The sequence below is a fragment of the Nonomuraea sp. NPDC059023 genome, from assembly GCF_042740095.1.
Taxonomy (GTDB): Bacteria; Actinomycetota; Actinomycetes; order Streptosporangiales; family Streptosporangiaceae; genus Nonomuraea.
On record NZ_JBHYIO010000023.1, the window covers coordinates 1 to 19,323 of the forward strand.

Below are 19,323 nucleotides of genomic sequence, written 5' to 3' on the forward strand. Positions count from 1 at the left end.
GCCGCCATCTGGCACAACTGGAACACCGGCGCACCCGTAAAACGGTCCCTGACCGCCTACGACCACTAACCCGAATTTCACATCAACGATCTAGCCCGCAGCGAAAGGCGGCCGTCGTGAACACGACGGCCGCCTTTTCGTGTCTCAGTATGCGAGATGCTAGGACATCCAACGAGATACCGGGGTACGCTGGCGGCAATGCGCCAGGTTCTCGTACTTATTACCTGCCGCGGCGGGGCCTGTTAGGGCAGGCTGACCACTCGCCGCGGTGTGTGGCGTTGCGTCGGCCGTTAAGACCCTTATCTCCCACCGGATCCGTGACCCGGATCGGTTGGACCAGGCTCGGTCCGACCCGTGACCGGGGTCCGGCCTCCTTCTCGAAGTACGCCCGCGTTATGAGATGAGTCGCATCATGTACGAGATGTATCCCTGGAACCCCGCCGACGAGCACGAGGAAGAGGCGGCCGAAGCCGTCCAGTTCGCCCTGGACCGGCGCGACAACGGCGGCGCCCCCTCCCGCTAGAAGTTCAGGCGGTAGAACGTCGCCATTTTCCTGAGGGTGGGAATCAGCCGCCCCAGGCCCGCCAGCAGGCGGTACTTGAAGCCGAGCGCGGAGTATCCGTCGAGGTCGAGGGCGCTCATCGTGGTCACGCACCGCAGCCTGGGATGGATCGACTCCAGCTCGGCCACGGAGTCGATTCCCCAGTGGACCTTGGCGCCCGCGGTCTGCATGGCCTTGTTCAGCTTCTGCAGCTTCATGCCCCGGCGGCTGAGCGTCTCGAAGACGAACTGGCCGCGCGGGAAGCGTTCCACGATCGCGTGGAAGAGCGCGCGTCCCTCGTCCTCGCGCAGGTAGTAGACGAGGCCTTCGGCGACGACCAGCACCGGCCGGTCGGCGGGCACCTGCTCCAGCCAGGCCAGGTCGGTCACCGACGAGCCGATCGCCGCGTAGTTCTCGCGCCGCGGGTAGAGCTTCTCCCGCAGCTCGATCACGTCCGGATAGTCCACGTCGAACCACCGCACGCCCGGCAGCGGATCCAGCCGCCACGCGCGGCTGTCGAGGCCGCAGCCCAGGTGGAGAACGGTCGCCTCCGGATGCGTGGCCAGCCATTCCTTGGCCCACACGTCGATCTGCCGCGCCCGCAGCGCGACCGTGTACTCCTCGCCGGGCCGCAGCCCCGTCCGGCGGAAGTCGAAGTCGATCTGCCCCACGACCTGGAGGGCCATCGTGTCGTGCAGGATCGAGGCGGACGACCTGGCATCCAGGGCCCGCCCCCACAACGTCGCCAGCAGCGTGGCCCGCTCACCACTGAGCCGTACCTTCGTCGCCATGCCCGCCAGGCTAGATCGCGGCGTGGGCCAGTGCGAGGGCTCCCAGCAAGGGCGCGTCGTCGCTGAAGCGCGCCTGCCGTACCTCCGGCGCGAAGGGTACGGCCCGCCGCACCTCGGCCACCAGCCCCGGCATGATCACGTCAGCCGCCCCCATCATCCCGCCGCCCACCACGAGGCGCTCGGGATCGACCATCACGCACAGGTTGGCCACGCTGACCGCCAGCAGCCGCAACGCCTGCGTCACCAGATCCCCCACCACGTCGTCGGAACCGGCCTGGGAGTAGTGGGTGAGGAGGTGGGCGGTGGTGACCGGACGGCCCAGCAGGGCCGAGGCGCGCCTGGCCAGGCCGCTGCCCGACACCCGCTCCTCCAGCGGCACATGACCGTCGGCGAACGCCGGTTCACCCGGCTCCACCTGGAGGTAGCCGATCTCGCCCGCCGCGCCGTGCGCCCCCGGCACCACGGCGCCGCCGACGATCAGGGCCGCGGCCAGGCCGGTGCCGAGGTTCAGGTAGAGGCCGGTGGAGACGCCGCGCAGCGCGCCCCAGCGCAGTTCGGCGGCGGCCGCGGCGTTCACGTCGTTGTCGATGGCCACGGGGATGTCGCCGAACTCCTCGGCCAGCAGCCTGGGCAGTTCCAGGCCGTCCCAGCCGGGGACGTTCGGCGACAGCCGTACCACGCCGTCGCGGATCACCCCCGTGGTCGAGAAGCCGACCGCGGCCGGATGCCGGTCGAGGCGGCGGGCGGCGGCCAGCGCCCGCGCGAGCGCGTCGGGACCGGTGTCCAGGCGCTCGCGCGCGGTGACCTCGGGCCCGTCGGCGCCGGAGACCCCCACCGCGATCTTCGTACCGCCGACGTCGATGCCCAGCACCTGGCTCACCTGATAGGACCCTTTCTGGCGAGGGAGTCGATGGCGACCGCCAGTGCGAGCACCGCGGCCGTGACCATGAGGCGGACCGAGGAGTCCACACTGAGCAGGAACATACCGCTGGTGATCGACTGGATGACCAGCACCCCGAGCAGCGCGGCGTAGGCCCGGCCGCGCCCGCCGAACAGCGAGGTGCCGCCGATGACCGCCGCGGCGATCGCCATGAGCAGGACGTCGCTGCCGCCCGACTGCTGGTTGACCGCCGACAGACGGCTGGCCGCCAGGACCCCTCCGGCCGCGGCGAGCGTCGAGCCGAGCATGAACGCCAGGATCCGGATCCTGGTCACGTTGATGCCCGCGCGCCTGGCCGCCTCGGCGTTGCCGCCTACCGCGTAGACGTGCCGGCCGAAGGCGGTGTGCCGCAGCACGAGGTCGAAGCCCACCACCAGCGTGCCGAAGATGACCAGCAGCAACGGCACGCCGCGGTCGGCCGACATGATCAGCACGCCCGCGCCCAGCAGCACCGCCAGCCCCGCCGAACGTGCCCCCAGCCACCACACGGGCGTGACCGGCAGCCCGGCCCGCGACCGGTGGACCCGGTTCAGCAGGCTCACGCCGCCGGAGCCGAGCACCAGCCCCGCCACCACCAGCCACGACAGCCAGCCCGGCAGCCAGGTGTCGCTCAGCTTGGAGATGAAGCCGGTGAACGGCAGGTTGATCGTGCCGCCCTCCCGCAGCAGGTAGAGCAGCAACCCCTGCCAGCCCATCAGCCCGGCCAGCGTGACCACGAACGACGGCATCCGCAGCCGGGTCAGCATCAGCCCGTGCAGCAGCCCGATCGCCGCCCCCGCCACCAGCGCGAGCCCGATCGAGGCCAGCGGATGCCAGCCCTGCTTCACGTTGACGATCGTCATGACCGTCGCGCACAGCCCGCTGACCGATCCGGCCGACAGGTCGATCTCGCCCAGCAGCAGCACCATGATGATGCCGAGCGCGATCGTGCCGGTCGCGGCCATCTGCAGGGCCAGCGTGGTGAGGTTCTGCGCCGAGAGGAACCGGTCGTTGAGCGTGCTGAAGATGATCGCGATCGCGACGAGCGCGCCGACGACCGGCCACGCGCCGATGTCACCGCGCTTCAACACCTTCATGGGGTACGGCGTGCGCAGCGTCGTGTCCGGGTTCATGCTCCCGCTCCTGTGATGGCGGCGACGATCTCCTCCTGGGCGGCGGTAGCCGTACCGAAGACTCCCGCGTTGCGGCCCAGGCGCAGGACGGCCACCCGGTCGCTCACCGCGCGCACGTCGGCCAGGTTGTGCGAGACGACCAGCACCGCGAGCCCGCGCTCGCGCAGCCGACCGATGAGCGCGAGCACCTGCGCGGTCTGCTCCACGCCGAGCGCGGCGGTCGGCTCGTCCAGGATGACCAGGCGCGGCGAGCCGAGCAGGGCCCGCGCGATGGCCACCGACTGCCGCTGGCCGCCGGAGAGCATCGCGACCGGCACCCGGATGTCGCGGATGCGCACGTCGAGCTGGCCGAGCAGGTCGCGGGTGGCGCGCTCCATCCGGATGTGGCGCAGGAAGCGGTTCTCGGCGCCGAGGAAGAGGTTGCCGACGACGTCGAGGTTCTCGCACAGGGCGAGGTCCTGGTAGACGGTGGCGATGCCGAGGGCCTGGGCGTCGCGCGGGCCGCCGATCCTGACCGGCGCGCCGTCCACGGCGATCGTGCCCGCGTCCGGGATGACCACCCCCGAGATGGTCTTGACCAAGGTGGACTTGCCCGCGCCGTTGTCACCCATGAGCGCGACCACCTCGCCGGGACGCAGGTCCAGGCTCGCCCCGTCGAGGGCCTGGACCGCGCCGTACCGCTTGGTGATCCCCGATGCGGAGATCATCTACTGGATGCCGTTCTTCTCGCAGGCCGCCTTGATCTCGGCGGTGCAGATCTGCTCGACCGTGTAGAACTTGTCCTTCACGATCGTGTCCTTGACCTTGTCGGCGGTGACCGGGATGGGGTCGAGGAGGAAGGCAGGGATGTCGGCGGTGCCGTTGCTGACCTTGGCCGGGGCCTGCGGGGTCTCGCCGTTGGCCAGGGCGACGGCCAGCTCGGCGGACTTCTCCGCCTCGGCCCTGATGTTCAGATAAATGGTCATGTGCTGTTCGCCGGTGAGAATGCGCTGGATCGCGGCGAGCTCGGCGTCCTGGCCGGTGATCGGCGGCAGCGACGCGTACCCCGCGCGCTTCATCGCCGCGATCGCCCCGCCCGCCATGCCGTCGTTCGCGCTCAGCACACCCACGATCTTGTCCCGGCCCAGCGCCGTGATCGCCTGCTCCATCTGCTGCTGCGCCTTGTCCGGGCTCCAGTCCGGCGTGTCGAACTCCCTGCCCACCTTGACCTTGCCGTCCAGAACGCTCTTGGCGCCCTTCTTGTAGTCGGCCGAACTCGGGTCGGTGGGGGAGCCGTGGATCATCACGATCTCGCCCTTCGCCGTCGTGCCCTTGGCGTTGAGCGCGTCCAGCAGCGCCTGCCCCTGCATCTCGCCCACCCGCACGTTGTTGAACGACACGTAGTACGCGTAGTCGATCCCCGAGATCAGCCGGTCATAGGCGATGACCGGGATCTGCTTCTGCTTGGCCTGATTGACCAGCGGCGCCACGGCGGCGGCGTCCACGGCGTCCAGGACCAGCACGTTCGCGCCCTGGGTGATGGCCGCCTCGACCTGCTGTTGCTGCTTGGCGGCGTCCTGGTCGGCGTTGCTGTAGAGGATCTCGCAGGTCGCGCAGAGCGCCTTGACCTTGGCCTCGAACAGGGGCCGGTCGAAGGCCTCGTACCTGGTCGTCTTGGATTCGGGCAGGAAGAGGGCGATCTTCTTGGCCGCCTGTCCTGTCTGTTCTGTCTGTTCGGCTTGGGAGGGTTGGGCGCTCGCCGTCGTACCCGCGCCGCCGCCACACCCCGCCAGCAGCAGCATCGCCGCTGTGACGGGGACCATCACTCCTCGGTGCATCGCACATCGTTCCTCTCGAGTGCAGCCAGACCCCCGGGTCCACGTACCTTCCAACCAGCCCTTCTCCACCGGCCCACCTGTGCCGGACCTGCCGTCCTTTGGCGGCCGCGCTCGACCTTGCCCTCTTGCCCTGCGCTGTCCTTCCTTGCTTGGGCTCCTCCGTGCCTGGCCTTCTCGCGTCTCGCGGAGTTGTCCCTTGCCCGGCGCGTATCAGGCGGACGTTCCTTTCCGGGGAACGGTGGATCGGGATGGTGGAAGGTGGTTGGTAAGAAAGGTAATTTACTATCCCGCGCGTTGGCTAGAGTCTGCCGTGAAGGGGAGGTCGCGGTGCGAAGCGAGCTGGGAAACCCGCGGTTGCTGCGGGTCATGAACGAGCGGCGCCTACTGGACCAACTCCACCGGGAGGGCCCCGCGTCCAGAGCCGACCTCGCCAAGGTCACCGGCCTGTCCAAGCCCACCGTCTCCGCCGCCCTGGCAGGACTGGAAGAAGACGGGCTGGTCCACCTGGTAGGCGAGGTGTCCGGCCGCCCCGGCCCCGTAACCTCCCTCTACGACGTGAACGCCGCCTCGGCCCACGTCGCCGGCATCGACATCGGCCGCGACTGGATCCGGGTGGCGGTGGCCGATCTCCGGGGGACGTTCGCCGGCCGTACCGACGGACGGAACACCGCACGCACGTCGGCCGAACTGGCCGAACTCGTCGCCCGCCTGGCCCGCGCCGCCGCCCACGAGGCCGAACTCGACTGGTCCGCGATCGTCTGCGCCGTCGTAGGCTCCCCGGGCGTCTACGACCAGAACGCCGGCCGCCTGGACCTCGCCCCCAACCTCCCGGGCCCCGACCTGGCCGACCGCCTGCGCGCCGCGCTCAACGTCGACCTGGTCATCGAGAACGACATCAACCTCGCCGCCGTCGGCGAACACGCGTACGGCGAGGGCCGGGGCAAGTCCAACTTCGCCCTGGTCTCCATCGGCACGGGCGTGGGCATGGGCATAGTCGTCAACGGCGAACTGTACGTGGGCGCCAGGGGCGCCGCCGGCGAGGTCTCCTACCTCCCCGCCACCGACGACCTCCCTACCCCTGATGCCGCGCCTGGCCCCGACACCGCGCCTGGCCCCTACACCCGGTCCGCGCCCGCCGCGCGGTCTGCGCCGGATGTTCCGCTCGTTCCCGACGCGGGGTCCGCAGGTGAGATGCCGTCCGCACCCGACGTTCGGCGCGCCTCCGAAGCGGGGTTCCCCGACACCCAGCGCCCGCCCGGTACGCGGCCCGCTCCGGATCGGCCGTCCGAGGTTTCGAGTGCCGGATCTGTTACTGGGGCGTCGGCCCAGGCTGCGGGGGAGGTGTTCCCTGGCGTGGACCAGGGGGATGCGAGTGTGCGGGAGCACGGGGCAACCGAGACCGTTGCCGCGGCTCCGGGGGTGGTGCGGGCGGCGCGGGCCGCCGGACTGTCCCTGGGAACGGCCAAGGAGATCTTCGCCGCCGCGGAACGGGGTGATCAGGCAGCGCTGTCGGTCGTGGCGGCGGAGGGCCGGCGGATCGGCGGGTTGCTCGTGGCGGTGGCCGCCGTCCTGGACCCGGAGGTGATCGTGCTCTCCGGCGGCGTAGGACACAACCTCGAACTGCTGGGCGACGCCATCCAACGCCGAATCGGCGAACTGGGGCCGCTGCGGCCCACGATCGTGGCCAGCGCTCTGGGTGACAGCGGCGTGTTGCTGGGCGCTGTCGCCCATGCGAGGGGCCGCGCGTGGGACCTGATCTTCTCCACCCGTATGGGCTGAGATCAGCGGGGTACCGCCGGTAAGTGCGCTCGTTGCGGCGGCCGGCCATCCCCGCTGGACGACCGTGTCCGGGGGTGGGCCGCGACAGGGCCCGCGCGACAGAGACCGTGGTCTCTCCCGTGCGTGGATCCTCCCGTGCGTGAGAGAGAAGCCACGCACGGGAGGAACCACGACAGAGCCCGCCGCGACGGGCCGGTGGAATCGGCGTTGTCAGACGACGATCAGGAGACGACGCGCGTCACAGCGTCGCGGTGGGCATGACGGGTGCGGGCGCTTGGCGGAGTTTTTCGAGCCGGGTGGTGAGTTTGACGCCCGCCGGATCCGGACGCACGGCGCCCACGAAGGCGCGCCGGCGCCAGGCGCTCAGCTTTTCCTCCTTGACCACATCACCGGTACGCGGCGAATGCACCATGTGCCCAGGCCGGGAGATCATGCCCACATGCCCCAGCCCCGAGAAGAAGACCAGGTCACCGGGCTTCAGGTTCTTCCAGCTGATCTTTCTGGAGAACGCCGAGTACTGCTGGGCGGCGGTTCGGGGCAGTTCGATGCCCGCGCTTTCGTAGGCGCGGAGCATGAGGCCGGAGCAGTCGTAGCCGCGTTTGGTGGTGCCGCCCCAGACGTACGGGGTGCCGCGCTTGTCCATGGCGTAGGCCAGGGCCTTCTGCCAGCCGGGTTCGGGGGTCCGCTGCTCCTGGATCTCCTTGAGGCCCTGGCTGGTCAGCGTGACGTCATAGGGGTCGACGGTGTTGACGGGAGAAGCGGGGGATGCGGGGGATGCGGGGGATACGGGGGATGCGGTGGCGGGGGATGCGAGGGTGGCCGCGGTGACACCGGTGACGGTGAAGAGCACAGCGGTCGCGATGATGCGAGACAGGGGAATGTCCTTCCACACGGCCTACCGGGTTAGCTGTCGGGCTCGGGCCTGGAAGTCGCCCTACGACGTGGTAAACGCCGATTCGCCCCAATGGGGGAGGTGGGTCCCCGGCTCCGCACTACGGTGTGCGGATTAGGCTGGTGGGACTCTAACGAAACAGTCAAAAGCTTGCAAATCGGGCAAAATGCAGTGTCCGAGAAATGAGATGGGTTGCTCGGCAGGCGAGACGAACCGGTAAGGTACCGCCCATGGAGTCGCGTAGCATTCGCCTGGCCGTCATCCCCGGAGACGGCATCGGTACCGAGGTCGTGACCGAGGGCCTCAAGGTTCTCGGGGCGGTCGGTCCCAAGTTCGACATCACCGAGTACGACCTCGGCGCGGACCGCTACGCCAGGACCGGCGAGGTCCTGCCCGACTCCGTGCTGCAGGAGCTGCGCGGCTACGACGCGATCCTGCTCGGCGCCGTCGGCGATCCCCGCAAGGTGCCGCCCGGCCTGCTGGAGCGCGACCTGCTCCTGCGCATCCGCTTCGACTTCGACCACTACGTCAACCTGCGCCCGGTCAAGCTCCTGCCCGGCGTCGCGACGCCGCTGGCCGACACACCGGCCGAGAACATCGACATCGTCGTCGTCCGTGAGGGCACCGAGTCGCTCTACGCCGGCACCGGCGGGGCCATGCGCAAGGGCACGCCGTACGAGGTGGCCACGCAGGAGTCCATCAACACCGCCTACGGCGTCGAACGCGTCGTCCGCTACGCCTTCGCCAAGGCGCAGAGCCGCCCGCGCAGGAAGCTCACGCTGGTCCACAAGACCAACGTGCTCACCTTCGCCGGTGACCTGTGGCAGCGCACCTTCGACCGCGTGGCCGGGGAGTACCCCGAGGTCACCACCGACTACGTGCACATCGACGCGGCCACGATGTTCTTCGTCAACCAGCCCGAGCGCTTCGACGTGATCGTCACCGACAACCTGTTCGGCGACATCATCACCGACCTCGGCGCCGCGGTGGCCGGTGGCATCGGCCTCGCGGCCAGCGGCAACATCAACCCCGAAGGCGCCGCGCCGAGCATGTTCGAGCCGGTCCACGGCAGCGCGCCCGACATCGCCGGGCAGAGCAAGGCCGACCCGACCGCCACCATCCTCTCGGTCGCCATGCTCCTGGACCACCTCGGGCTGGCCGCCGAGGCCGCCCGCGTCGAGCGGGCCGTCGCCGACGACATCGTCGAGCGCCTCTCGCACACCGCCGCCCGCACCACCAGGGACATCGGCGACGACATCGCCGCCCGAGTATCCGGCGGCGCCTGACGCCGCAGGCCACCGGCCCACGAGCGGCCCGCCGTACCGCAGAACGTGAGATCCCCCACCATCGGGGCCTCACCACAAGTCTGCGGAGGTACGGCGGGCAGCGCGCGAACCCGCAGCTCGTGAACACCCGGTACCGACCTGACAAGCGGCCCAGGCGCCCCCAGCGCACTCGCGGCCGCCTGACCACCCACGCCCGGTGGCTCGCGAGAGCCTCCGGGCGTTTTCGTTGCGCCCTAACGGTCGTCCTTTTAGATGCAGTAAGTTCCCTCTACCCGATCCGGCGCAGAATGGATGCAGGGTAGTCCTCAGAGAAAGAGAAGGATCTCCGTCATGACCACCTCTCAGAAGCTCAGCTTCGACGTGCAGCTATCCGACCACGCTCGCACCGCGGCAGAGCGCGAGGCGGTACTGGCGAGCCCCGGGTTCGGGAAGGCCTTCACCGACCACATGGTCTCGATCGACTACACCGAGGGCACCGGCTGGCACGACGCCCGCCTCACGCCGTACGGACCGCTCACGCTCGACCCCGCGACCTCCGTCTTCCACTACGCGCAGGAACTCTTCGAGGGCCTCAAGGCCTACCGGCACGCGAACGGCTCCATCGTCACCTTCCGCCCCTACGCCAACGCCGCCCGCTTCAACCACTCCTGCGCGCGCATGGCCATGCCGGAACTGCCGGAAGACACCTTCGTGGAGGCGCTCGAACTCCTCGTCCAGGCCGACCGCGACTGGGTCCCCACGACCGACGGCCACAGCCTCTACCTGCGCCCGTTCATCATCGCCACCCAGGTCGGCCTCGGCGTCAACTACCCGTCAGAGAACTACCGTTTCATGGTCATCGCCTCACCCGCCGCCTCGTACTTCAGCGGCGGCGTCAAGCCCGTCTCCGTGTGGCTCTCGACCGAGTACACCCGCGCCGCCCCCGGCGGCACCGGCGCCGCCAAGTGCGGCGGCAACTACGCCGGAGCCTTCGTCGCCCAACGCGAGGCCGTCGCCCAGGGCTGCGACCAGGTCGTCTGGCTCGACTCCCACGAGCACCGGTACGTGGAGGAGATGGGCGGCATGAACCTCTTCTTCGTGTACGGCGACCGCCTCCTCACCCCCGCCCTCACCGGCACGCTCCTGCCCGGCATCACCCGCGAATCCATCCTGAGGCTCGCCGGCGACCTCGGCCTGAAGGCCGAAGAGGGCCGCCTGTCGATCGAGGAGTGGCAGTCCGGCTGCGAGTCGGGCGAACTGACCGAGGTCTTCGCCTGCGGCACCGCCGCCGTGGTGACGCCGGTCGGCTCGGTCAAGGGCGCCGACCGCGCCTGGACCGTGGGCGACGGCACCCCGGGCCCGGTCACGATGCGCATCCGCGACGAACTCGTCGGCATCCAGTACGGCACCCGCCCCGACCCCCACAGCTGGATCCACAAGATCAGCTAACGCCCATGCTGCCCCGCACCCGTGGGGCAGCACCCGTACGTCCAGCGCGGTCGGCTACGCCTGGTGGGCTGGCCGGAGGAACCCGGATGGACAGGCGTTGACAAGGCGGGAACCGATCAGTTCTTGCGGATCAGGGTGAGGCCGTCGGAGATCGGGAGGATGGTCGTGGTCACGCGGGGATCCTGCATCACCATGTCGTTGAACTCGCGGATCGCCACTGTGGTCTCGTCGTTTCTCGACGGGTCGGCCACGTAACCGGTCCACAGGGTGTTGTCCACCATGATCAGTCCGCCGGGCCGCAGGCGTTCCATGAGCAGTTCGTAGTAGGCGGGGTAGCCGGGCTTGTCGGCGTCGATGAAGGCCAGGTCAACGGAGCGCTGGAGGGTGGGCAGGGTTTCGGTGGCGGGGCCGAGGGTCAGGGTGATGCGGTCGGAGACGCCCGCGTCCTCCCAGTAGCGTTTGGCGATCGCGGTCCACTCCTCGCTCACGTCGTAGCAGTAGAGGTGCCCGCCGGACAGGCCACGGGCGAGGCAGAGCGAGGAGTAGCCGGTGAACGTACCCACCTCGACCGCCACCGATGGGTCGACGAGCTGGGCGAGCATGGTGAGCAGGCGGCCCTGGGAAGCGGAGATCTGCATGCTGGCCTGGTCGCCGGTGGCCGCGCGGGTCTCGATGGCGAGTTGCTCGAGGAGCGGATCGGGACGGGTGGTGTGTTCGTGGATGTATTGGGCGATCGGCTGGTCGAGCACGAAGTTCTTCATGGCGTCATTGTCGATCAGCCGGAAGTCTCGGCGTCGTTGAGTCTGGCCGTGTCGAGGATGAGGTTCCATGGGTCGGGCATGGCGAGTGGCGCGCCCATGGTGACTTCGACGAACACGGTGTAGCCGTCGGCGGATGGGCGGGTGAACAGGCTGGCCGTCGACTTGGCCGGGTCAATGCGGAGAAAGGCGGGAACCTTCGCGGCCGCGTAGGCCTTGGGCTTGATGACATAGTCGTCGTGGACGCTGCTGGGAGAGACGACCTCTACGACCAGTTTCGTGTCGTCGGCGTGCACCTCGTCCTCGCCCCACATGCGCGGGCGCTTGGAGACGATCACGAGGTCGGGGATGAACCTGTCGTTCTGGGTGCCGAGAAACAGCTTGATGTTGGTCCAGGGCCGCCAGTCCTTCTCCACCAGGAAGCCGGTGATCTGGAAGAGCAGCAGCGCGATGATGTTGTTGTGGAGTCCGGTGGGCACGGGGTTCACCACGATCCGGCCGTCGATGAGCTCGACACGATGCTCGGGGAACAGCCTGCATGCCGCCCGGTAGTGGTGGTCAGACGGATGCTCTTCGGCAGTGGGACGCGCGAGAAGCTTGGCCATGGTTCCATCATCCCCTCCTGAGAGATGAACGCAATGTGATTGCCGCGCGACCCAAGGTAATGCCCACGAAAAGAGCTCGCAAGTTTGTTCGAATAACTGGGCAATATGTCGCAAATGATAGGGTCGCCTGCGATGAACAAGAGGCTGGTGGCGGCATGTGTTGCCGCGTGTGTCGTGCTTGCCGTCGTCGCCGTCCTGGCCTTCGCGGAACCGGGTGGCAAACAGGGCGCCTACCAGCTCACCCGCCAGCCGGACGGCTCGATGGTCCTGGCCAGGCCGGGGGTGACCGCGCCCGTCCTCGATCTGTACGAGGACTTCGACTGCCCGGTCTGCAAGCAGCTCCACGCCGCCGTGGATCCCACGCTCCAGCGCCTGGCCAAGGCGGGCAGCGTGAAGGTGGTCTTCCACCCGGTGACGATCTTCCGGGACGAGCCGATGCGTTCCAACAGCGTCCGCGCGGCCGCCGCCGCCCGTTGCGTGCCCGCGGCCAACTGGCTGGCCTTCCGCGACCAGCTCTACGCCATCCAACCGGCCCCGCACGGCACCGCCAGCGGGTTCACGCCGGACGAGCTGGTGGGCGCCGCGCGTAAGGCGGGCGCCTCGGTGGACGAGTGCGTGGCCACGCAGGCCTTCGCCAAGCAGCACGTCAGCCAGAACGACGGCGTCCGCCTCGACGGGACTCCGACGGTGCTGTTCAACGGCCAGATGCTGGGTGACGTCGCCTTCGACCCGAAGGCTCTGGAGCAGCTCATCACCGGCGGCGACGGCGTCACCGTCTGAGCTCCGTACAAAGAATGTCCCAGAACGTGAGACCAGCGTGCCAGATGGTGAATCCATGTGGCACACTCGGCATCACCATGTTCTACGGTCTGCTCATTATCGGCAGGCGCGCTGGCTGACAAAGGACACCGCCAGCGCGCAGACCTCTCACGTCCGTGAGGGGTCTTTTTCATTTCCTCGGGAGACCAATCAGATGGCCGACGACCGCTTCCACGTGTACGACACCACGCTGCGCGACGGCGCACAGCAAGAAGGCCTCAACCTCACGGTGGCCGACAAGCTGTCGATCGCGCGCCACTTGGACAGCCTGGGCGTCGGTTTCATCGAGGGGGGCTGGCCTGGCGCCAACCCCAAGGACACAGAGTTCTTCAGGCGGGCTCAAACAGAGCTCGACCTGAAGCACGCGCAGCTTGCCGCGTTCGGCGCGACCCGCCGGGCAGGCATGAAGGCAGCCGATGACCCTTTGGTCGCCGCACTGCGCGAATCCGGCGCGCCGGTCGTGACTCTTGTCGCCAAGAGCCACGACCGGCACGTGGAGCTGGCCCTCCGCACCACCCTCAGTGAGAACCTCGCGATGATCCGCGACACCATCTCTCATCTGAAAGCGGAGGGCCAGCGGGTCTTCCTCGACGCCGAGCACTTCTTCGACGGGTACAAGTCGAATCCAGCCTACGCTCTCGAGGTCCTCAGGACCGCGGCCGAGGCCGGGGCCGACGTCGTGGCCCTGTGCGACACCAATGGCGGCATGCTCCCCGACGAGCTCGCCGAGGTGGTGAACGCGGCCGTCCAGACCAGCGCCCGCGTCGGCATCCACTGCCACGACGACACCGGCTGCGCGGTCGCGAACACGCTGGCCGCGGTGAAGGCGGGCGCGACCCACGTGCAGGGCTGCGCCAACGGTTACGGCGAGCGCTCCGGCAACGCGAACCTGTTCACGGTCGTGGCGAACCTCCAGCTCAAGCGCGGCTTCGACCTCGTGCCGCCGGCCGCGCTCCAGGACATGACCCGGATCGCCCACGCGATCACCGAGGTCACCAACGTCACCCCGAACTCGCACGCCCCCTACGTGGGCATGTCCGCCTTCGCGCACAAGGCCGGCCTGCACGCCAGCGCCATCAAGGTGGACCCGAACCTCTACCAGCACATCGACCCCGCCGCCGTCGGCAACGACATGCGCATGCTGGTCTCCGACATGGCCGGGCGGGCCAGCGTCGAGCTGAAGGGCCGCGAGCTGGGCTACCAGCTGTCCGCCGAGACCTCCAAGGAGCTGGTCGACCGGGTCAAGGAACTGGAGTCCCAGGGCTACACGTTCGAGGCCGCCGACGCCTCGTTCGAGCTGCTGCTGCGCGACACCCTGCACGGCGAGCGCAGGCGCCACTTCGAGGTCGAGTCCTGGCGCGTGATCGTCGAGCGCACCAAGGGCGGCGAACTGGTCAGTGAGGCCACCGTCAAACTGCACGCCAAGGGCGAGCGCATCGTGGCCACCGGCGAGGGCAACGGCCCCGTCAACGCCCTCGACAAGGCGGTCCGCCTGGGCCTGGAGAAGCTCTACCCCGAGCTGGCCGCGGTCGAGCTGATCGACTTCAAGGTCCGCATACTCGAGGGCACCCACGGCACCGACGCCATCACCCGCGTCCTCATCACCACCAGCGACGCGACGGGCGAGTGGGCCACGGTCGGCGTGGACGAGAACATCATCGACGCCTCCTGGCAGGCCCTTGAGCAGGCCGTCACCTATGGTCTGCTGCGCGCGGGCCGCGAGTTGTAGCAGGCCGTAAAGGGCCGCGTGTTAAGGACTTTTGGGGGTACGGCGCCGCCGTACCCCCAAAGCCGTTACTTGCTGATCCGGACCGCGTCGGCGATCACGAGGCCGACGCCGGACGTCCAGCGGCTCACCCCGACCACGTTGTAGTCACCGGCGTTGAGCGAGAACGTGCCGATGCTCCGCCACCCGCCCCCGCCGGAACGCTGGTCGACGTAGACCGTCTGGTTGCCGCCCGAGGCGGCCACGATGTACGGGGCCGAACTGTTGTAGCCGGGCAGTGCCGGGTACCAGACCTCGACCTTGTAGGTGCCCGAGGTGGGGATGTTGACCTTGTACCAGGCCGGGTCGCTGGCGGCGACGGGCTCGGCGTAGCGGTAGTCGGGCCCGTGGCGCTGGGTGGAGTACGTCGAGGTGCCCCAGTTGGCGCTGGAGCTGAACCGGTCGGCGGTCGTGTTGTCCACGATGGTGGACCAGGTGGTGCCACCGCCTCCGGTGACGTACTGCATGTACTTGTTCCAGTCCCAGTGCCGGCCGGGGTCGGTGTGGGTGGCGCCGGGGACCTCGTTGTGCCCGATGATGCCGGTGCGCGTCTTCGGGATGCCGTACTTGTTGCACAGGTAGGCGGTCAGCGCCGCGGAGCTGCGGTACATGGCGTCGGTGAACCACGAGGGGTTGTCGACGAAGCCCTCGTGCTCGATGCCGATGGAACGCGTGTTGTAGCTCCAGTTGCCGGCGTGCCAGGCGACGTCCTTGTCACGGACCATCTGGGTGACCGCGCCGTCGGAGGAGCGGATCACGTAGTGGGCGGAGACGTTGGCGCTCGGGTTCTGGAACCAGGAGATGGTGCCGGCGTACGAGCCCTGCGTGACGTGGATGATCACGCGGTCGATGTTGTAGCTGGACTCGCGGCTGGAGGCGGTGTAGTTGCCGGAGTTCGCGGCGACCCACGCGGCCGGCGGGTAGTCGGGGCTGAGGGCGGCCATCGCGGTGAGATCCTGTGCCTGTTCGTACGCGCCGCGCTCGGCGGTGACCATCTGGGCGGGAACGCTGATCTGCTCGGCGCCCGCGGTGCCGGTCAGGCCCTTGCCGAGGAAGTCGTAGACGGTGTCGGCGTACAGGCGGGCGGTGGCCGGGTCGGCGGCGTTGCTGTACTTGGCGACGACCGGGTACCAGGCGCCGAGCGCCGCGTCGGCGGCCAGCCCGAGCTCGTCGGCGTAGGCGCGCAGCACGGCCGCGCCGCCCTTGACGTTGGCCGCGGCGTCGCGCTTGAGCGCCCGCGTGGACAGGCCGGTGAGCTCGGCGGCCTTCTCCAGGACCTTGGCGGTGGGGTTGCTGACCAGGTGCATGACGCCGTAGCCGCCGCTGGCGCTCGGCGCGCCGGCGTGCCCGTCGAAGTGGGTCTCGGCGTAGGCGATGGTGGCCAGCAGGTCGCGGGGCACCTTGTAGGTCTGCGCGGCCTGGGCGAAGGCGTCGCCGAGCGGGGCGGCCTGCGCGCTCGCGCGGGCGGTCGTGGTGGGCAGGACGAGGGTGAGCATGGCGATCATGCTCGTCACGAGCAGCACTAATCGGGGGGTTCGAGTAGCCCTCATGGCCGCAAGATACGACTATCCCTGACAGATGTCGATAATTGACATCACTCCGGGTTTACTTGAAACTTTCCGTCGCCCTCGTGTTCAGAAGACCACGGACACGCCGTTCACCTTCACCTTGCCGCCCGAGCAGGACACCTTCGGCGCGTCGGTGCCCGGCACGACCACCGTCACCAGCTCCTTGGCCGCCGGCGAGACGACCACGCTGGCCGGCTTCTTCGACAGGTACGTCGGCGAGACCCAGCCCCGCTTGCCGCCCCGCTCCACCTTCTGCCCGCCGACCGGCTTGCACCCCGCCAGCTGCACCAGCGTGACCCGGTACTTCCCGTCACCCAGCACGACCTTGCCGCCCCCATTGGAGACAACCGTGAGCGAAGGGTCGAAGCGCCACAGGTTGCGCACCTTCTTCCCGCCGCCCGCACTGTCGCGCACCGCCATCACGTCCTCGCCGTGATTGACGAACACACTTCTGGTACGCCCGACGCCGTACGCCTTGTCGGCGACCCGGAAAGTCTGGCGGCCGGAGCCGTACGCCGCCTTGGTGAGCTTCGTGGCGGTACGCGGCCGGAACCGCGCGCCCTCGACCATGGGCACGTTGTGCGCCTCGGGGGAGAGCGTCCAGTAGCGGTAGGCGCTCTTCTCGTAGGAGTGGAACCCCGCGTCGACCAGGATGTCGCGCCCGTCGGCGTAGTAGGTGACGCCCATGTGGTCCTCGTGCCCGTGGAACTTCATCCCCGGCCCGAACCGCAGCGAGTAGTACGCCGCCTCCTTGGTCCAGTCGGTCCGCCCGAAGACGTAACCCGCCCGGTAGACCTTGACCTTCTCCTTGGGCGTGCCGGTCTCCATCTTCGGCTCGGTTTCGGCGCTGCCGTCGCCGATCGGCACCATGTAGCCGCTGGGCTCGGTGGAGTGGGCGACGAACGACTTCAGCGCCTCGGTCCGCTTGGCGATCTCGCCGGGCACCTTGCGGTCGCAGTCGCGCATGTTGGTCATGGCGACCTGGAGCCTGCCGTACACGTAGACGGCGTAGCGCGGCGCCTGCTCCATGAGCGCGCCCTGGGAGTCCACGTCGAGCTTGACCGTGCCGGTCAGCCGCTTGATCGCCAGCGACGCCCAGTCGCGCCGTTCCAGCCGGCAGCCGATCGCCATGAGCGCGATGTCCTGGTCGATGCCGTGGTTGTGCCCCTTCTTGTACAGCCGGGCGTCCGACAGCAGCTTCGCGTGCTCCTTCAGGCTGCCGGTGAGCCAGCCGTCCTTGACGTGCATGCTCAGGCAGACGAGCGCCTGCGTGCGCAGCGACGTGGGGTGGTCCTTCCAGACATACGGCTTGGTACGGCTCGCCCCGCGCTTGTTGCTCGCCACCCAGTCCTTGGTGATCTCCTTGGCGCGCTCCAGGTAACGTGCCTCACCGGTGTTCTCGTAACCGACCACGAGAGTGCCGACCCAGCGCAGCGAGTGGAAGACGAACTCCCACGACCTGTTCCGGTACGGGCTAGCGCCCCAGTTGATCTTCTTGCCGAGCTTGTACGCCGGCTGCCCGACCAGCGAGATCTCCCCGTTCATCACGTCTTCGGCGGTGGGCGTGCCCGGGATCCAGTCGCCCTGGCACTGAGCGGTGCGCTTCACCTTGTCGGCGGCCTGCGCGGGAGCCCCGAGCCCGGTGGTGGCGAGCATGAGGGCAAGAGGGATCGCGAGGCGGCGCACGCCGGTGTCCTTCCGAGGGTGTCTTCACGGGAGCGAGACATGCTCTCGGACCGGCGATCAAGAGGTCAAGCCGGGTGCGCGATCGTTAGCGGCTCGATGCCATGCTGTCTTCGTGAACTACGCAGACATCCTGATCCCGGACACCGCCGCCTGCCGTCTCGCGCTTGAGGTCGCGACCGAGTTTCACACGTCGTCGCTGCTCAACCACTCCGTCCGCGCCTATCTGTTCGCCGCGGCCTACGGCCAGGAGCACGCCATCCCCTTCGACGCCGAACTGCTCTACGTCTCGGCGATGCTGCACGATCTGGGGCTGACGAAGGAGTTCGACAGCCACACGGTGGCCTTCGAGGCGGCGGGCGGAAACGTGGCCTGGGTGTTCGGCGCCGGCGCGGGCTGGCCGGCCGAGCGCAGGAAGCGGGCGGCCGAGGTGATCGTGCGCCACATGTGGGCCGAGGTGGACGTGAACGACGACCCGGAGGGCCACCTTCTGGAGCTCTCCACCGCCATGGACATCTCCGGCCGCCAGACCGACGAGATTCCCGAGCCGGTCAAGCACGAGGTCCTGCGGCTCTACCCGCGCCTGAACCTCGTCGAGGAGTTCACCGCGAGCATGACCGAGCAGGGGACCCGCAAGCCGGACAGCGTGGCCGGGGGCTTCGTCCGCGCCGGGTTCGGTGGCAAACTCGCCGCCAACCCCCTGAATTTCCTGTCCGCGTGATTTAGGTTTGTCCCGTGATCGATAAAACTGTGTCCCATTCGCCGAGAATCTGGAACTACTGGCTCGGGGGCAAGGACAACTACGAGATCGATCGTGAGATCGGCGACCAGTTCGCGCGTGTGTTCCCGGAGATCGTGCCGATCGCCCAGGAGTCGCGGGGCTTCCTGACCCGTGCCGTGACGTTCCTGGCGGGCGAGGCCGGGATCCGGCAGTTCCTGGACATCGGCACCGGCCTGCCCACGGTCAACAACACGCACGAGGTCGCCCAGCGCGTGGCCCCGGAGGCCCGCGTCGTCTACGTGGACAACGACCCGATCGTCCTGGCCCATGCCCGCGCGCTGCTCGTCGGCAGCGAGGAAGGGCTCACCCAGTACATCGAGGCCGACCTGCGCGAGCCCGCGGCGATCCTGGCCGGGGCCAGCGAGACCACGCTCGACCTGTCGCGCCCGGTGGCGCTGATGCTCCTCAACATCCTCGGACACCTGCCCGACTACGACCAGGCCAAGGCCATCGTGGGCACGCTGGTCGACGCGCTGCCCTCGGGCAGTTACGTGGCGATCGCCGACGGCACCAACGTCATCAAGGGCCCCGAGTTCGAGGCGGCCATCGCCATCTGGAACCAGAGCGGCTCCGTCCCGTACCACCTGCGCCATCCGGACCAGATCGCCGGCTTCTTCGAGGGCCTGGAACTGCTGGAGCCCGGCGTCGTCTCCTGCCCCGGCTGGCGTCCCACCGGCACGCCGGGTCCGGTCGTGGACGAGTTCTGCGGATTGGCCCGCAAGCCGTAGAAGGGGGCGAAGCCCCGCGCGCATAGGGTT

17 protein-coding genes and 1 riboswitch are annotated in these 19,323 nt (G+C 68.8%); of the genes, 7 read left to right on the top strand and 10 right to left on the bottom strand.

The features are described from left to right. Positions 1–519: 519 nt before the first annotated feature. Genes ACFWYW_RS33595 through ACFWYW_RS33615 form a run of 5 tightly spaced genes read right to left on the bottom strand, consistent with a single transcriptional unit; the run spans position 520 to position 5,186 of the window. Positions 520–1,332: a class I SAM-dependent methyltransferase gene (locus ACFWYW_RS33595; RefSeq protein ID WP_379612522.1), complete on the bottom strand. Its 813-nt coding sequence runs from the start codon at positions 1,330–1,332 to the stop codon at positions 520–522. Between the two features lie 10 nt (positions 1,333–1,342). Beyond that, positions 1,343–2,212, bottom strand: a complete 870-nt coding sequence (locus tag ACFWYW_RS33600) for an ROK family protein (RefSeq protein ID WP_379612521.1) — start codon at positions 2,210–2,212, stop codon at positions 1,343–1,345. Continuing rightward, the gene (locus ACFWYW_RS33605; protein WP_379612520.1) at positions 2,209–3,384 is read right to left on the bottom strand and encodes a sugar ABC transporter permease; all 1,176 of its coding nucleotides are present in this window, start codon (positions 3,382–3,384) and stop codon (positions 2,209–2,211) included. Before ACFWYW_RS33605 ends, ACFWYW_RS33600 begins: the two co-directional genes overlap by 4 nt. Then, positions 3,381–4,091 (bottom strand): ATP-binding cassette domain-containing protein, encoded by a 711-nt coding sequence (locus tag ACFWYW_RS33610; RefSeq protein ID WP_379612519.1) that lies wholly within the window; start codon positions 4,089–4,091, stop codon positions 3,381–3,383. The genes ACFWYW_RS33605 and ACFWYW_RS33610 overlap by 4 nt, the downstream gene beginning before the upstream one ends. Continuing rightward, a complete protein-coding gene (locus tag ACFWYW_RS33615) occupies positions 4,092–5,186 on the bottom strand; it encodes a sugar ABC transporter substrate-binding protein (RefSeq protein WP_379612518.1) in 1,095 nt (364 codons plus the stop codon). Between the two features lie 342 nt (positions 5,187–5,528). Here ACFWYW_RS33615 and ACFWYW_RS33620 point away from each other — a divergent pair, with 342 nt between their 5' ends. Continuing rightward, the gene (locus ACFWYW_RS33620; protein WP_379612517.1) at positions 5,529–6,980 is read left to right on the top strand and encodes an ROK family protein; all 1,452 of its coding nucleotides are present in this window, start codon (positions 5,529–5,531) and stop codon (positions 6,978–6,980) included. A gap of 238 nt (positions 6,981–7,218) precedes the next feature. On the opposite strand, the gene ACFWYW_RS33625 is transcribed toward ACFWYW_RS33620, so the two are convergent. Further along, positions 7,219–7,830: a C40 family peptidase gene (locus ACFWYW_RS33625; protein ID WP_379612516.1), complete on the bottom strand. Its 612-nt coding sequence runs from the start codon at positions 7,828–7,830 to the stop codon at positions 7,219–7,221. Positions 7,831–7,857: 27 nt separating this feature from the next. Then, a riboswitch (cyclic di-AMP (ydaO/yuaA leader) is annotated at positions 7,858–8,003 on the bottom strand. Positions 8,004–8,102: 99 nt separating this feature from the next. Here ACFWYW_RS33625 and ACFWYW_RS33630 point away from each other — a divergent pair. Together ACFWYW_RS33630 and ACFWYW_RS33635 are read left to right on the top strand one after the other, a co-directional pair. After that, positions 8,103–9,158 (top strand): 3-isopropylmalate dehydrogenase, encoded by a 1,056-nt coding sequence (locus ACFWYW_RS33630; protein ID WP_379612515.1) that lies wholly within the window; start codon positions 8,103–8,105, stop codon positions 9,156–9,158. 330 nt (positions 9,159–9,488) lie between these two features. Next, positions 9,489–10,586, top strand: coding sequence for a branched-chain amino acid aminotransferase (locus ACFWYW_RS33635; protein ID WP_379612514.1), 1,098 nt, complete (start codon positions 9,489–9,491; stop codon positions 10,584–10,586). A 116-nt stretch (positions 10,587–10,702) separates the two neighbouring features. On the opposite strand, the gene ACFWYW_RS33640 is transcribed toward ACFWYW_RS33635, so the two are convergent. Together ACFWYW_RS33640 and ACFWYW_RS33645 are read right to left on the bottom strand one after the other, a co-directional pair. Continuing rightward, positions 10,703–11,347, bottom strand: a complete 645-nt coding sequence (locus tag ACFWYW_RS33640) for an O-methyltransferase (RefSeq protein ID WP_379612513.1) — start codon at positions 11,345–11,347, stop codon at positions 10,703–10,705. A 14-nt stretch (positions 11,348–11,361) separates the two neighbouring features. Continuing rightward, the gene (locus tag ACFWYW_RS33645; protein ID WP_379612512.1) at positions 11,362–11,949 is read right to left on the bottom strand and encodes a Uma2 family endonuclease; all 588 of its coding nucleotides are present in this window, start codon (positions 11,947–11,949) and stop codon (positions 11,362–11,364) included. 132 nt (positions 11,950–12,081) lie between these two features. On the opposite strand from ACFWYW_RS33645, the gene ACFWYW_RS33650 reads away from it, so the two are divergent. Continuing rightward, positions 12,082–12,729: a DsbA family protein gene (locus tag ACFWYW_RS33650; RefSeq protein WP_379612511.1), complete on the top strand. Its 648-nt coding sequence runs from the start codon at positions 12,082–12,084 to the stop codon at positions 12,727–12,729. A 193-nt stretch (positions 12,730–12,922) separates the two neighbouring features. Then, a complete protein-coding gene (cimA, locus tag ACFWYW_RS33655) occupies positions 12,923–14,497 on the top strand; it encodes a citramalate synthase (protein WP_379612510.1) in 1,575 nt (524 codons plus the stop codon). Between the two features lie 65 nt (positions 14,498–14,562). Here cimA and ACFWYW_RS33660 read toward each other — a convergent pair whose 3' ends face one another. Together ACFWYW_RS33660 and ACFWYW_RS33665 are read right to left on the bottom strand one after the other, a co-directional pair. Then, the gene (locus tag ACFWYW_RS33660; RefSeq protein WP_379612509.1) at positions 14,563–16,083 is read right to left on the bottom strand and encodes an N-acetylmuramoyl-L-alanine amidase; all 1,521 of its coding nucleotides are present in this window, start codon (positions 16,081–16,083) and stop codon (positions 14,563–14,565) included. Positions 16,084–16,167: 84 nt separating this feature from the next. Continuing rightward, complete coding sequence (locus ACFWYW_RS33665; protein WP_379612508.1) at positions 16,168–17,787, bottom strand: heparinase II/III family protein; 1,620 nt, start codon at positions 17,785–17,787, stop codon at positions 16,168–16,170. Positions 17,788–17,899: 112 nt separating this feature from the next. Here ACFWYW_RS33665 and ACFWYW_RS33670 point away from each other — a divergent pair, with 112 nt between their 5' ends. Both ACFWYW_RS33670 and ACFWYW_RS33675 read left to right on the top strand, forming a co-directional pair. Then, a complete protein-coding gene (locus tag ACFWYW_RS33670) occupies positions 17,900–18,505 on the top strand; it encodes an HD domain-containing protein (protein WP_379612507.1) in 606 nt (201 codons plus the stop codon). A gap of 14 nt (positions 18,506–18,519) precedes the next feature. Further along, complete coding sequence (locus ACFWYW_RS33675; protein WP_379612506.1) at positions 18,520–19,293, top strand: SAM-dependent methyltransferase; 774 nt, start codon at positions 18,520–18,522, stop codon at positions 19,291–19,293. Positions 19,294–19,323: the final 30 nt, after the last annotated feature.

Bases quoted from the DNA above. Each gene is read 5' to 3' on its own strand.
- ACFWYW_RS33595 (WP_379612522.1), bottom strand. From the start codon at position 1,332: ATGGCGACGAAGGTACGGCTCAGTGGTGAGCGGGCCACGCTGCTGGCG.
- ACFWYW_RS33605 (WP_379612520.1), bottom strand. From the start codon at position 3,384: ATGAACCCGGACACGACGCTGCGCACGCCGTACCCCATGAAGGTGTTG.
- ACFWYW_RS33610 (WP_379612519.1), bottom strand. From the start codon at position 4,091: ATGATCTCCGCATCGGGGATCACCAAGCGGTACGGCGCGGTCCAGGCC.
- ACFWYW_RS33615 (WP_379612518.1), bottom strand. From the start codon at position 5,186: ATGGTCCCCGTCACAGCGGCGATGCTGCTGCTGGCGGGGTGTGGCGGC.
- ACFWYW_RS33630 (WP_379612515.1), top strand. From the start codon at position 8,103: ATGGAGTCGCGTAGCATTCGCCTGGCCGTCATCCCCGGAGACGGCATC.
- ACFWYW_RS33635 (WP_379612514.1), top strand. From the start codon at position 9,489: ATGACCACCTCTCAGAAGCTCAGCTTCGACGTGCAGCTATCCGACCAC.
- ACFWYW_RS33640 (WP_379612513.1), bottom strand. From the start codon at position 11,347: ATGAAGAACTTCGTGCTCGACCAGCCGATCGCCCAATACATCCACGAA.
- ACFWYW_RS33645 (WP_379612512.1), bottom strand. From the start codon at position 11,949: ATGGCCAAGCTTCTCGCGCGTCCCACTGCCGAAGAGCATCCGTCTGAC.
- ACFWYW_RS33650 (WP_379612511.1), top strand. From the start codon at position 12,082: ATGAACAAGAGGCTGGTGGCGGCATGTGTTGCCGCGTGTGTCGTGCTT.
- cimA (WP_379612510.1), top strand. From the start codon at position 12,923: ATGGCCGACGACCGCTTCCACGTGTACGACACCACGCTGCGCGACGGC.
- ACFWYW_RS33660 (WP_379612509.1), bottom strand. From the start codon at position 16,083: ATGAGGGCTACTCGAACCCCCCGATTAGTGCTGCTCGTGACGAGCATG.